A 12,215-nucleotide genomic window follows, 5' to 3' on the forward strand; every position below is an offset into this window, starting at 1 on the left:
GTCAATCTCGACTCAGCCGGCTAGCCGAACGAGCCATGGACCTCGACAACCCGGCCTACGGCGACGAACGCGAGAAGGCCGTGTTCATGGAGGCGAGTTCGTTCGGCCTGACCATGGGCATCTACCTCAGCCTCGCTCTCGCGGTGATCGCCTCGACCGTCGGGTATCTGATCGTCGCTGTCGCGCTCCTGGCCATGACGATCCTCCCGTCCGCCGCCGCGCAGTGGTACGCGAAGCAGCACGGGGTCGACATCCGCGCCATGGCCGAGAACGCGGGCGACAGGTCGACGACCCGCACGTTCGTGATCCTCGGCGCCGGAATGGTGCTCACCTTCGCTGCGATGGCCGTCACGGTGTTCACCGGCCAGCCGATCCTGCCGACACCGACACTCGACGTCACCCCCGGCGAGGGTTTCTTCGGGGGCATGGCTCAGGGCGCGGTAGTCGGCGGAATGCTCGGGGGTCTCGCAGCGATCGTGGGTGCGCTCGTCGGGTATCGACGCGCGGCCGCCCGTCGCGATTCGCGAGGGTGATGATGAGTCGCAACAGGGCTCTCTACGTCGAGACGTTCGTCCGCGCCGACGTCGACACCGTGTGGGGGCTGACGCAGAATCCGTCACAGCACACCCGGTGGGATGTGCGCTTCAGTCGTATCGCGCCCGCAGGAGACCTCGCCGATGGCGGGTACCGGTTCGACTACGAGCGTCGACTGCCCGGGCACACGATCCGAGGTACCGGCACGTCGATCGGCGAGAAGATCCGGTCAGACGGAACACGCACCTCCGCGCTGAGGTTCACGACGACCGACCGCCTGTCGCCCCTGCGATCGGGGCAGGGGTACTGGCGATACGTTCCCGTCGACGGCGGAGTGCGATTCATCACGGGTTACGACTACGAGCCCGGTTTCGGACCTCTGGTCGATCGCGCTCTGCGGCCTCTCGTGCTGTGGATGACGGCGTGGTCGTTCGATCGTCTGCGCATCTGGGCAGAAACGGGCACCGCCCCGGAGCGCTGGCCGAGCTGGAGCGTGCTCGCCGTGTGGCGCCGTGATCGCCCCCGCGCGTCGAGATGCGTCATCCGAGCCCCCGGACGCGACCCGATGGGTCACGCTCCGGCGACACTGAAAGGTCTGCCTCAGCCGTGAGAACCCGATTGTCGACGACGGGCGACGACACCCGCGGGTCCGTCTTCGCGCGCGCTCTCGGAGCCGACTTCTCGAGACTGCACCCCGAGTTGCAGAAGCGCTTCGGCGTGTCGCTCGACGGGGGATACGCGATGGTCGGAACCGGCGTGATGACGCGCGTTCGTCGTGGGCCGTGGTGGACCGTTCCGTTTCTGCACATCGGAAAACTGCGAAACATCCTCATCGCCGACGTGGGCGACGATGTGCCGTTCACGATCTCGAACTACCCCTACCTCGACCCGCACGGCCGAGAAACCGTGACCTTCGTGAGGGAGTATCGGGTGCCGGGCAAGGCGAGGTCGAGCAGGTTCGACGCGACGATGGTCATCGACCCGCACCGCGGTGTCATCGTCGACTATCTCGGCACGCACCAGCATCTCGCCGTCGACCTCGATCTCACCGTCGAGGCCGACGGCTCGCTGCACTTGCGGTCGGAGGCGCAGCGCTTCTACGAGGGGCCCCTCGCATTTCGCTTTCCGATGGTGTTCTCCGGTCGCGCCGACCTCCGCGAGAGCTGGGATGCCGAAGCGGGGGTGTTCCGCATCAGTCTCGAGGTCAGAAATCGGGTGTTCGGTTTTCTCTTCGGATACGAGGGATGCTTCACCGCGTCGTATCCCGCAGCGGACACTACTCCGCAGCACCTTCTGCCGCGACGGCACGAACGCCGACTGTAATGCGGGGCTAGCAACGGGAATGCGCTTCGGCGCTTCGCGGTTCATCCTCCCGGGGCGCCGCCGCCCCCACCAGCACGACCCCACCAGCACATCCGCGGCGGAACGACCCCGCGGGCACGACCCGAGGAGAGCCACCATGCCCGACACCGTCACCGAACCCCCGGTCATCGGGATCCTCGGCGCGGGCAAGGTCGGCACGGTGCTCGGCCGGCTCTTTCTCGCGGCCGGCTATCCCGTGCTCATCGCCGGATCCGGCGACCCGTCACGCATCGCCCTCACGATCGAGGTGCTCGTGCCCGGCGCGGTCGCGACCTCGGCAGACGATGTCGCCCGCCACGCCGACATCGTCATCCTCGCCCTGCCGCTCGGCAAGTACCGCAGCGTGCCCCGCGACCTCCTGGAGGGCACGCTCGTCATCGACGCCATGAACTACTGGTGGGAGGTCGATGGCGTCCGAGACGACCTCGCGCGCGTCGACGTCTCGTCGAGCGAGCTCGTGCAGAGCTTCCTGAACGGGTCGCGCGTCGTCAAGGCGTTCAGTCACATGGGCTACCACGACCTCGACGAGGGGCCCCAGCCCGCAGGCGCCCCTGGGCGACGGGCGATGGCGATCGCGGGCGACGATGATGACGCTCTCGCCGAGGTCGCGCGCCTCGTCGACGCAGTGGGGTTCGACCCGGTCATCGCCGGAACCCTGCACGAGAGCGTCTCGCTGCAACCCGGGAGCGAGCTCTTCGGGGCGAACTTCCCGCGCGCCGACATCGAGGCGGCCCTCGAGCGGTTTCCCGCCACCGAGCGCGGTGTGCTCATCGGTGCAGCGCGTTCCGATCAGAGCTGATCGGCGACACCGGCCGAGCCGAGCCTGCTCGCCCCGTCAGCCGCGCACCGCGAGCGCGTACGGCAACACCGCGGGTGCCCCGGCGAGCCTGAGGGTGCGCGCCGCCTCCGTCATGGTCCACCGGCTGTCGACGAGGTCGTCGACGAGGAGCACGGGGCCGGATGTCGGCACCCCACCCGACTGCACCCCACCCGCCGGCACTCCGAATCGTCCGCGCACCGACGCGAGCCGGTAGGCGCTGTTGCCCCCGGGGTCGCCCTCGGGGCCGCCGCCGAGGAGCTCGAGCGGCCCCAGGTAGTCGAGGCGCCCGGCATCCGCGAGCCCTCGGGCGATCGACTCGATGAGCTGCGGATGTCGGCGAGACGGCACACTCGCGACGGCGACGGGCCGCTCGGCCCACCCCCAATCGGCGAGAACGCGCACGCACGCGGCCACGAGCGCGGGGGTCGCGGGAGCGTCGACCGCGCCGGGCGCGAAGATCTCGCGCAGTGTTCCTCCCCAGCCGAGGTCGGTGAGGCGCGCGAGGGCGCGGCCCGACTCGGCCCGTTCGCCGACGGGGATGTTGCCTTTCACGGCGACGCCGAGGCGGTCCATGCCGCTCGGCCACTGTGCTCGCGGGTCGATCTCGACACCGACGCGGTCGAGGGAGCCCGCCGCGCTCTCGCGCGCGCTCGAATCGACGTCGGCCTCGAACCAGGGGCCGGCGCAGTTGTCGCAGCGGCCGCACGGTGTCGCGGTGGCGTCGTCGAGGGCCCTCTGGAGAAATGCCATGCGGCACCCCTCGGGGCCCGCGGGCAACGCCTCGTAGTCGAGCATCGACTGCTGTTCGCGCTCCCTGGCCTCGGTGATGCGGGCGTAGCGTTCGGCGTCGTACTGCCACGGGGCGCCGGTCGACACCCACCCTCCGCGCACGCGCTTGACGGCGCCGTCGACGTCGAGCACTTTGAGCAGCAGTTCGAGCGGGGTGCGCCGCACATCGACGCGCGCTTCGAGCGCCGGGGTCGAGAGGGGAGTGTCGCTGAGCGCGTCGATCACGGCGCGGGCGCGCGACTCGACGGGCATCGACGCTGTCGCGAAATACTGCCAGATCGCGGCATCCTCGGTTCCCGGCAGAAGCAGAACGTCGGCATTCGCCGTGGCTCTCCCCGCACGCCCGACCTGCTGGTAGTAGGCCACGGGGGAGGAGGGGGCACCGAGGTGCACGACGAAACCGAGGTCGGGCTTGTCGAACCCCATGCCGAGCGCGCTCGTCGCGACGAGAGCCTTGAGGTCGTTCGACTTGAGCCTGCCCTCGAGGGTCTCGCGATCGGCCGTGTCGGTGCGCCCCGTGTAGGCGTGCACGTCGTGGCCCGCGTCGCGCAGCAAGCGCGCGGTGTCTTCGGCCGCCGAAACGGTGAGGGCGTAGATGATGCCGCTCCCCGGGAGCGCTGCCAGGTGGGTGAGAAGCCACGCGAGGCGGCTTCGGGCGTCGGGCAACCTCAGCACCCCGAGACGCAGCGACGCTCTCGCGAGCGGGCCGCGGATCGTCACGACCCCGGGCGCAGCTGTGCCCTCGCTCGCCCTCTCGCCCGCCCCGTCGTGCTCGCTGTCGAGTTGTTCGGCGACGTCGGCGACGACCCTCTCGTTGGCCGTGGCGGTCGTCGCGAGCACGGGCACCCCCGAGGGCAACTGCGCGATGAGGTCGCGCAAACGGCGGTAGTCGGGGCGGAAGTCGTGACCCCAGTCGGAGATGCAGTGCGCCTCGTCGACGACGAGGAGCCCGGCGCGATCGACGAGGGCCGGGAGCTGTTCGTCACGGAACGAGGGGTTGTTGAGTCGCTCGGGCGAGACGAGGAGCACGTCGACCTCGTCGGCACGGAGGGCGTCGAGCACATCCGACCACTCGTGCGCGTTCGTCGAGTTGATGGCGAGCGCGCGAACCCCCGCCCGCTCGGCGGCGGCCACCTGGTCGCGCATGAGGGCGAGCAGGGGTGAGACGAGGATGGTCGGCCCGGCTCCGCGCCGGCGCAGAAGGAGGGTGGAGACGAAGTAGACGGCCGACTTGCCCCACCCGGTGCGCTGCACGACGAGAGCGCGACGCCGACGGTCGACGAGGGTCTCGATGGCGTCGAACTGGCCCTCGTGAAAGTCGACGTCGTCGCGCCCGACGAGGGCGCGCAGGATGCCGAGCGCCTCGGTGCGGGTGTCGGGGCGGGAGGATGTCGCGGGGGTGTCCGTCATGCCATCCAGCCTGTCAGTAGCTACCGACTGTCAGTAGCCACCGACCGTCAGTATCTACCGACCGTCGAGTCGCGCCGCGACATCCGCCGGGAAACCGCCGGTCGCGATCGGTCCCCATCGGGTCGGTGTGATGCGGATGAGCGCCTTGTTCTGCAGGGTCATCGCCTCGCGATACTCGGTCCAGTCGGGGTGCTCGCCCGCGATCGCGCGGTAGTAGTCGACGAGGGCGTCGGCGGCCGCGGGCATCGTGATGACTTCGGCGTCGCCGTCGACCTGCACCCACGCGCCGTTCCAGTCGTCCGAGAGCACGAGAACGCTCGCGCGCGGGTCGCGTTCGAGGTTGCGTGTCTTCGCCCGGCCGGGGTAGGTCGAGATCACGATGCGGCCGTCGTCGTCCACTCCTCCCGACACAGGCGAGATCTGCGGCCTGCCGTCGGAACGTGTCGTCGACACGAGCATGCGGTGCCGCGGGCGGATGAACTCGAGCACACCGTCGAGGTCGACGGGGGTGTTCGTTGCGATGCTTCTGGCCATCCGCCCAGGCTACGCGCCGGTCAGTCGTTGTCGCCCTGCGTGTCGTCGCTCGCCGACTCCGACTGCTGATGCCCGGCACCGCTCGCCGACCACTGCCAGTCCGCGACCTCGGGGATGTCGACGCCGAACTCGCGCGTGTAGCGATGCGCGCGGTCGCGAGCATCCACCATCCTCTGCCGCGCGTCGGGGGCGCGAGCGGCGAGGCCGTCGACCCGATCGATCACGTCGATCACGAGCGAATACCGGTCGAGCCTGTTCATCATGACCATGTCGAAGGGGGTCGTCGTCGTGCCCTCCTCGAGAAAGCCGTGCACATGGATGTCGTCGTGGCCGGTTCGCCGGTAGGTCAGGCGATGGATGAGCGCGGGGTAGCCGTGATAGGCGAAGATCACGGGGCGCCCGGGAGGGAACACCGCGTCGAACGCGTCACTCGCGAGCCCGTGCGGGTGCTGCGTCTCGTCTTGCAGTCGCATGAGGTCGACGACGTTGACGAATCGCACCGCGAGCTCGGGAACGTGCTCGCGCAAGAGTGCCGCCGCGGCGAGTGCCTCGAGCGTCGGCACGTCGCCCGCGCACGCGAGCACGACGTCGGGTTCGCCGCCGTCGCGCTCACTGCTCGCCCACTCCCACACCCCGAGTCCCCTCGCGCAGTGATCGATGGCGTCGTCCATCGAGAGCCAGGCTCCGCTCGGCTGTTTGCCGGCGACGACGACGTTGACATAGTCGGTCGAACGCAAGCAGTGGTCCATCGTCGAGAGGAGGGTGTTGGCATCCGGCGGCAGGTAGACCCTCACGACGTCGGGCTTCTTGTTCATGACGTGGTCGATGAATCCCGGATCCTGGTGGCTGAAGCCGTTGTGGTCTTGCCTCCACACGTGCGAGGTGAGCAGGTAGTTGAGTGACGAGACGGGCTCTCGCCACGGGATGTCCGCCGACGATTCGAGCCACTTCGCGTGCTGGTTGACCATCGAGTCGACGATGTGCACGAACGCCTCGTAGCAACTGAAGAGCCCGTGGCGCCCGCTCAGGAGGTAGCCCTCGAGCCAGCCCTGGCACTGGTGCTCGCTCAGCACCTCCATCACGCGGCCCGCACGTGCGAGGTGCTCGTCGAGGGGGAGGATCTCGCTCGACCACTGCTTGTCGGTCTCGGCGTAGACGCCCTGCAGCCGGTTCGACGCGGTCTCGTCGGGCCCGAAGAGTCGGAAGGTGTGCGGGTTGTCGCGCACGACCGTCGCGAGCCAGTCGCCGAAGACCCCGGTGGCCGACGCGGATGTCTCGCCCGGCGCCGGCACGTCGACACCGTGCTCGCGGAAGTCGGTGAGCTCGAGGGGGCGGCGCAGGCGCCCCCCGTTCGCGTGCGGCGTCGCACTCATCCGCAGGTCGCCCTCGGGGGTCGCGGCGACGATCGTCTCGTTCGGAACGCCGTCGGCACCGAACAGTTCTTCGGGGCGGTACGACTTCATCCACGACTCGAGCAAGCGCGTGTGCTCGACGGTGTCGCGGGCGCTCGCGAGCGGCACCTGGTGCGCTCGCCAGGTGCCCTCGACCTGGAGTCCGTCGATCTCCGACGGGCAGGTCCAGCCCTTGGGCGTGCGGAGGATGATCATCGGCCAGCGGGGTTGCCCCTCGAGAGTGCCGTCGGCCGCCGCGGCCTTGATCGCCGCGATCTCGTCGAGCACCGTGTCGAGGGTCGCGGCCATGCGAGCGTGCACGGCGACCGGGTCTTCACCGTCGAAGCCCCCCGAGACGATGTGGGGGGAGTGACCGTAGCCGCGCATGAGGTCGAGCAATTGCGACTCGGGCATCCGCGCGAGAATCGTGGGGTTCGCGATCTTGTAGCCGTTGAGGTGCAGGATCGGCAGCACGACGCCGTCGGCGAGGGGATTGACGAAGGTGTTGGAGAGCCAGCTCGTCGCGAGCGGCCCCGTCTCGGCTTCACCGTCGCCCACGACCGCCGCGACGAGCAGATCGGGATTGTCGAACGCCGCGCCGTAGGCGTGCGAGAGCGCGTATCCGAGCTCGCCGCCCTCGTGGATCGACCCTGGTGTCTCGGGGGACGCGTGGCTCGGGATTCCGCCGGGAAACGAGAACTGCCGGAAGAGGGCGCGCATCCCCTCGGCCGTCTGCGGCACGTCGGGGTAGAGCTCGCTGTAGGTGCCGTCGAGCCACGCGTTGGCGACGACCCCCGGGCCGCCGTGGCCGGGGCCCGCGATGAAGAGAGCGGCTTGCGCGCGCTCCCGGATGATGCGGTCGAGGTGCGCCCAGACGAAATTGAGCCCGGGGGTGGTGCCCCAGTGTCCGAGCAACCGGCGCTTGACGTGGTCTCGATCGAGAGGCTCGGTGAGCAGCGGGTTGTCGAGCAGGTAGATCTGACCGACGGAGAGGTAGTTCGCCGCCCGCCATCGCGCATCGATCGCGTCGAGCGCGCTCCGATCGATCGACGACGGGGACGCCGCGGGTGACGCTGACGCTGTGGATGCTGGTGCGAAGCTCATGGCTCTCCCGGTCGGTGGGCGGCGATGAGCCTCACCCTACGACCGGGTCGTTCGACGAAACCAGGGGTTGCGCAGGCTCAGCGCCGAGCGGTCTCCCCGCGAAGCGAGAGGCGCTGTGCGAACCCGACGGTCCACAGAATGACCGCTGCCCCGACGGCGAACACCGCGACGGGGCCGAGACCGAGAGCGCTCACGATCGCGAAAGCGAGGAGGAGCGCGATGCCGACGAGCGGGCTCGTCAGTCGGGTGGTGACGTCGGCGAGCACCCGCGCGTTGCGCCGAGCGACGACGGAGCGTGCTCGTGCGGGAGGCGCGACGCTGGCGCGCCCAGCGGAGTCGTGACGATCGAGGCCCCGAGCCCGATCCAGAGTTGCCGTGTTGATAACCATCGATGTCCCCCAACGAATACGGTTCGAGGCAACACTACGCTGCTGTGGCGGCACCCTCTGCCCCCCATTCGCGTCAGAATCCGGCGCGGGCCTGCCGCGACCCGGAGCCGAGCGAGCACGGGCGACCCAGGTTGGCTTCGATAAAGTCGCTCACGACCCATTGCCTGACGCGCCGGAGCACCGTTCCCCGCGAGACCCGGAAGACACGGATGCCTGACAGCCCGATTTCGGCGACACCCTACGAGGTGCTCGGCGTCGCGCCCACCGCGACCGACGACGAGCTCAAGCGCGCCTACCGGCGCGCGCTCCGCGAGGCGCACCCCGACACCGGGGGAGACGCGGCGAGATTCAACGCCGTGCAGACCGCGTGGGAGCGCATCGGCACCCCCGCCGGCCGGGCGATCTACGACCGCGTCGGAGCCACGCGGGAGGAACCCCATTCGTGGGCGACCCCGCGCACGTCGTCGAAGCCCACCGACACGCGACCGCGCGCGCGCTCCTACGGGCATCCCGGGGGCTGGCGGCGCGAGCGCTACCTGACCCTCATCCGCGAGTGGGCCGGGCGGGGGGCCGTCGTCGAGGATCCCTACGACCCCGCGCTCGTCGCGAGCGCCCCGCGCGAGATCCGCCACATCCTCGCCGATGCCCTCGCCGAAGAGGCGACCGCTCGTGCCCTCACCGATCTCGGCATCGGGTTCACGGCGTGGCACGATGTGGCGACGGGAGCTCCCGACGAGAAGATCGACCACATCGTCCTCGGGCCGACCGGACTGTTCGCTGTGCTGTCGGAGGACTTCGGCGGGCCGGCGCGCCCGAGACGCGGCGAACTCATCGGAGACGCCCTCGCGGGCGAGAAACCCTTCGAGTCGCTCGGTCGACGCGCCAAGATCATCTCCAAGGCGGTCGGCGTGAAGTTCACCGTTCTCGCGATCGTGCTCCCCGACGACGCCCTCGAGGAGGCGTTCTTCGTGCTCGGCAAGTCCCGCGGTGCTCAGACGGTCGCGGTGCGGCAATCGCACCTGCCGATCCTCTTGCGCGACGGCCTGCCGGACTCGCCCCTCTACGGCGGCACCGAGCTCTTCGAGGTGCGCACGCGCCTGCAGTCTGGTGTGCGCTTCGTCGCACCCTGACGCGGCGGCCGAGGTGACGCGGCGGCCCAGGTCGCGTGGCGACCGGGATGGCATGCTTGTGGAGTGACAACGACTCTCGCCACAGAAACCCTGCCGCGCCTGTCGTGGAAGTTGCTCCCCGCCCTCGGGATGTGCGCATCCGCGGTTCTGCTGTTCGCCATGCAATTCACGACCGTGGGCTACATCACCCTGTTCGTGAGTCTCGCGGCCGCATTCCTCGTCGATCGCGAGCTCGGCAAAGACCTCGCGCTCATCGCCGTGGGGTTGCTCATCATCAGCACGATCTCGCTCGAAGCCGACATCAGCTACCTCAACATCCTCATCATGGGCACGGTGCTGACACTCGCGGTCGCCGTGCCGTTCGTCATCGACCGCTACGTCTACCGGCATCGCACGATCGTCTTCCCGGTGCGCACCGGAAAGAAGTGGTCGACGTTCGAGCGCACCTACCTCGCGCTCGTGCTCTTTCTCGGATGGGCCATCCTGCCCTTCTACTTCATCGGGTCGGGGTCCTACGAGAACTGGCCGGCCATCCGCGCTCCCGACGAACTCGCGCGACTCTTCGTCGGCGTCAACGCCGTGGGACTGTGGGACGAGCTGTTCTTCATCTGCACGATCTTCGCGGTCTTCCGGCGCCACTTTCCGATGTGGCAAGCGAACGTGCTGCAGGCGATCATCTTCGTCTCGTTCCTGTGGGAGCTCGGATACCGCAGCTGGGGCCCCGCCCTCACCATCCCCTTCGCGCTCCTGCAGGGTTTCATCTTCTCGCGCACCAAATCGCTCACCTACGTCGTGTGCGTGCACTTGCTCTTCGACCTCGTCGTGTTTCTCGTGCTCGTGCACGCGCACAATCGCGAGTGGCTCCCGATCTTCATCTATTGACGTCTGCCGTGCGCTGCGCGCGCTCTCACGAAGGTCATGTGAACGGCGTGCATAATGTCGGAGGCCACTCTGACGGCCGATCATCCGAGGAGGTCGCGACGTGATCCGCGTCATCAGCTACAACCTGCGCAAGAACCACGCGAGCGGCGAGCTCAGCGCGCTCGTCGACTCCGTCGATCTCGACATGCTGTGCTTGCAAGAGGTCGACACCGTCGATCTGCCCGCCGAACTCGGCCCCCTGCACCTCGCCGACTCCACCAAGCGCAACCGCCTCGGCCTCGCGATCTACTATCGCCGCGACCGGTTCGCCGCCGTCAAGACCGAGGCGTTCGCGCTCAAGAAGTCGCTGCACGATCGCATCCTCGCTCCCGCGCACGAGAGACTCATCGGCACGAAGCTGCTCGACGAGTCGACGGGCCGCGAACTCATCGTCGCGTCGTTCCACGCCGCACCGCTCACCGCCCTCAACTCGCTGCGGCGCAACCAGATCCGTGCGGCTCACGCCGAGCTGCGGGGCCTCGGCGACGGACTCCCGACCCTCATGGTCGGTGACTACAACTACCCCTACTTCCAGAGCAACCTCGACCGCCGTGTCAAGGAGACCGGGTACGACCTCTCGCTGAGCGACACGACGACATACACGCGATACAAGTTCTATCGCGGTCACTTCGACTTCGTCACCTCGGTGGGTCTCCACATCGACAAGGTCGAAACGCTGCCTGCGGGGGCATCCGACCACATGCCGATCCTCGTGACGACCGACTACGCCACGACGCACGTTCCCGCGACCGACCACGGCTGAGTGTCGCGTCGAGCGGTGAGCGCGAGGGTCATACTCTGAACGAGTGAATGATTCTGCGCCGACCGCCGTCATCGCCGGAGCATCCGGATTCATCGGCTCCCGCCTCGTCGCCGACTTCACGGCCGAGGGCTACCGGGTCGTGCGAATCGGGCGGGCGGGCTCGGGCGTCGCCGTCAGCGGCGACGCGGCGCCGGAGGATGTCGCGTGGTCGGACGGCGCGGCCGTGCGACGCGCTGTCGACGGCGCCGAGATCGTCGTCAACCTCGCGGGCAAGAGCGTCAACTGCCGCTACACCGACCGCAACCGCGACGAGATCCTCAACTCGCGACTCGACACCACCCGTCAGCTCCGCGAGGCGATCGCCGCGAGCGCGACACCACCCCGGGTCTGGCTCAACGCGAGCACTGCGACGATCTACCGCTACTCGCTCGACCGTCCGATGACCGAGAGCGGGGGAGAGCTCGGCACCGGGTTCTCCTCCGACATCGCCCGCGAGTGGGAGGCCGAGTTCTTCGAGGGCGACCTGCCGGGCACGCGTCGGGTGGCGCTGCGCATGTCGATCGTGCTCGGCGACGGCCCCGCGACATCCCTGCTGCTGCGCCTCGCGAGGCTCGGCCTCGGCGGGCCACAGCTCGACGGGTGGTGGTTCGGGCACCGACGCTACCGCGGCATCGGGCAGCACCCTTCGGGCGACGGCACGGCTCCGCGGCACCGGTCGCGGGGGCGACAGAAGTTCAGCTGGGTGCACATCGACGACGTCGCGGCGGCGGTGCGGTTCATCCGCGACACCGACGGTGTGTCGGGGCCCGTCAACGTGACGGCACCGAACCCCATCGACAATCGCACGCTCATGCGCTCCTTGCGTCGGGTCGTCGGGGCGCGCGTCGGACTGCCCGCGTTCCGCTGGATGCTCGAACCGGCGATGTTCGTGCTGCGCACCGAACCCGAGCTCGTGCTCAAGAGCCGCTGGGTGCTGCCCGGGAGACTCGCCGCCCACGGCTTCACCTTCGCGTGGCCCGAGTTCGAGCCCGCGGCGGCCGACGCCGCCGACCGCACACGGCACTGAGG

12 protein-coding genes are annotated in these 12,215 nt (G+C 69.1%); 8 read left to right on the plus strand and 4 right to left on the minus strand.

What is annotated here, in order from left to right:
* The first annotated feature begins 35 nt into the window (after positions 1-35).
* From ACLHIH_RS04615 to ACLHIH_RS04630, 4 genes are all read left to right on the plus strand, one after another.
* Complete coding sequence (locus ACLHIH_RS04615) at positions 36-533, plus strand: hypothetical protein (RefSeq protein WP_411315525.1); 498 nt, start codon at positions 36-38, stop codon at positions 531-533.
* A 2-nt stretch (positions 534-535) separates the two neighbouring features.
* Positions 536-1,144, plus strand: a complete 609-nt coding sequence (locus ACLHIH_RS04620; RefSeq protein WP_411315526.1) for an SRPBCC family protein — start codon at positions 536-538, stop codon at positions 1,142-1,144.
* The gene (locus ACLHIH_RS04625; RefSeq protein WP_411315527.1) at positions 1,141-1,857 is read left to right on the plus strand and encodes a DUF4166 domain-containing protein; all 717 of its coding nucleotides are present in this window, start codon (positions 1,141-1,143) and stop codon (positions 1,855-1,857) included. The genes ACLHIH_RS04620 and ACLHIH_RS04625 overlap by 4 nt, the downstream gene beginning before the upstream one ends.
* Positions 1,858-1,993: 136 nt before the next feature.
* Positions 1,994-2,695 (plus strand): NADPH-dependent F420 reductase, encoded by a 702-nt coding sequence (locus tag ACLHIH_RS04630; RefSeq protein WP_411315528.1) that lies wholly within the window; start codon positions 1,994-1,996, stop codon positions 2,693-2,695.
* A 36-nt stretch (positions 2,696-2,731) separates the two neighbouring features.
* On the opposite strand, the gene ACLHIH_RS04635 is transcribed toward ACLHIH_RS04630, so the two are convergent.
* The 4 genes from ACLHIH_RS04635 to ACLHIH_RS04650 all read right to left on the minus strand — a co-directional run bounded on the left by ACLHIH_RS04635 (position 2,732) and on the right by ACLHIH_RS04650 (position 8,333).
* Positions 2,732-4,915: a DEAD/DEAH box helicase gene (locus ACLHIH_RS04635; protein ID WP_411315529.1), complete on the minus strand. Its 2,184-nt coding sequence runs from the start codon at positions 4,913-4,915 to the stop codon at positions 2,732-2,734.
* Positions 4,916-4,969: 54 nt separating this feature from the next.
* A complete protein-coding gene (locus ACLHIH_RS04640) occupies positions 4,970-5,449 on the minus strand; it encodes a PPOX class F420-dependent oxidoreductase (protein WP_411315530.1) in 480 nt (159 codons plus the stop codon).
* Between the two features lie 20 nt (positions 5,450-5,469).
* The gene (locus ACLHIH_RS04645; protein ID WP_411315531.1) at positions 5,470-7,944 is read right to left on the minus strand and encodes a phosphoketolase; all 2,475 of its coding nucleotides are present in this window, start codon (positions 7,942-7,944) and stop codon (positions 5,470-5,472) included.
* 77 nt (positions 7,945-8,021) lie between these two features.
* Positions 8,022-8,333 (minus strand): hypothetical protein, encoded by a 312-nt coding sequence (locus ACLHIH_RS04650; protein ID WP_411315532.1) that lies wholly within the window; start codon positions 8,331-8,333, stop codon positions 8,022-8,024.
* A gap of 209 nt (positions 8,334-8,542) precedes the next feature.
* Between ACLHIH_RS04650 and ACLHIH_RS04655 the strand changes: the two genes are divergently transcribed.
* The 4 genes from ACLHIH_RS04655 to ACLHIH_RS04670 all read left to right on the plus strand — a co-directional run bounded on the left by ACLHIH_RS04655 (position 8,543) and on the right by ACLHIH_RS04670 (position 12,213).
* Entirely contained in the window at positions 8,543-9,463 is a 921-nt protein-coding gene (locus ACLHIH_RS04655) for a J domain-containing protein (RefSeq protein WP_411315533.1), read from the plus strand.
* A 63-nt stretch (positions 9,464-9,526) separates the two neighbouring features.
* Complete coding sequence (locus tag ACLHIH_RS04660) at positions 9,527-10,345, plus strand: type II CAAX prenyl endopeptidase Rce1 family protein (protein WP_411315534.1); 819 nt, start codon at positions 9,527-9,529, stop codon at positions 10,343-10,345.
* Between the two features lie 103 nt (positions 10,346-10,448).
* Positions 10,449-11,147: an endonuclease/exonuclease/phosphatase family protein gene (locus ACLHIH_RS04665; RefSeq protein ID WP_411316314.1), complete on the plus strand. Its 699-nt coding sequence runs from the start codon at positions 10,449-10,451 to the stop codon at positions 11,145-11,147.
* 43 nt (positions 11,148-11,190) lie between these two features.
* Positions 11,191-12,213 carry an epimerase gene (locus ACLHIH_RS04670; protein WP_411315535.1) on the plus strand — a complete coding sequence of 341 codons (1,023 nt, stop codon included), beginning with the start codon at positions 11,191-11,193 and terminating at the stop codon, positions 12,211-12,213.
* The last annotated feature ends 2 nt before the right edge of the window (positions 12,214-12,215 follow it).

The organism is Marisediminicola sp. LYQ134 (assembly GCF_046599635.1).
Lineage (GTDB): Bacteria > Actinomycetota > Actinomycetes > Actinomycetales > Microbacteriaceae > Marisediminicola.

What these genes read in the sequence shown, in the direction of transcription:
- ACLHIH_RS04615 (WP_411315525.1), top strand. Translation starts at nt 36, where the DNA reads ATGGACCTCGACAACCCGGCCTACGGCGACGAACGCGAGAAGGCCGTG.
- ACLHIH_RS04620 (WP_411315526.1), top strand. Translation starts at nt 536, where the DNA reads ATGAGTCGCAACAGGGCTCTCTACGTCGAGACGTTCGTCCGCGCCGAC.
- ACLHIH_RS04630 (WP_411315528.1), top strand. Translation starts at nt 1,994, where the DNA reads ATGCCCGACACCGTCACCGAACCCCCGGTCATCGGGATCCTCGGCGCG.
- ACLHIH_RS04635 (WP_411315529.1), bottom strand. Translation starts at nt 4,915, where the DNA reads ATGACGGACACCCCCGCGACATCCTCCCGCCCCGACACCCGCACCGAG.
- ACLHIH_RS04640 (WP_411315530.1), bottom strand. Translation starts at nt 5,449, where the DNA reads ATGGCCAGAAGCATCGCAACGAACACCCCCGTCGACCTCGACGGTGTG.
- ACLHIH_RS04645 (WP_411315531.1), bottom strand. Translation starts at nt 7,944, where the DNA reads ATGAGCTTCGCACCAGCATCCACAGCGTCAGCGTCACCCGCGGCGTCC.
- ACLHIH_RS04650 (WP_411315532.1), bottom strand. Translation starts at nt 8,333, where the DNA reads ATGGTTATCAACACGGCAACTCTGGATCGGGCTCGGGGCCTCGATCGT.
- ACLHIH_RS04655 (WP_411315533.1), top strand. Translation starts at nt 8,543, where the DNA reads ATGCCTGACAGCCCGATTTCGGCGACACCCTACGAGGTGCTCGGCGTC.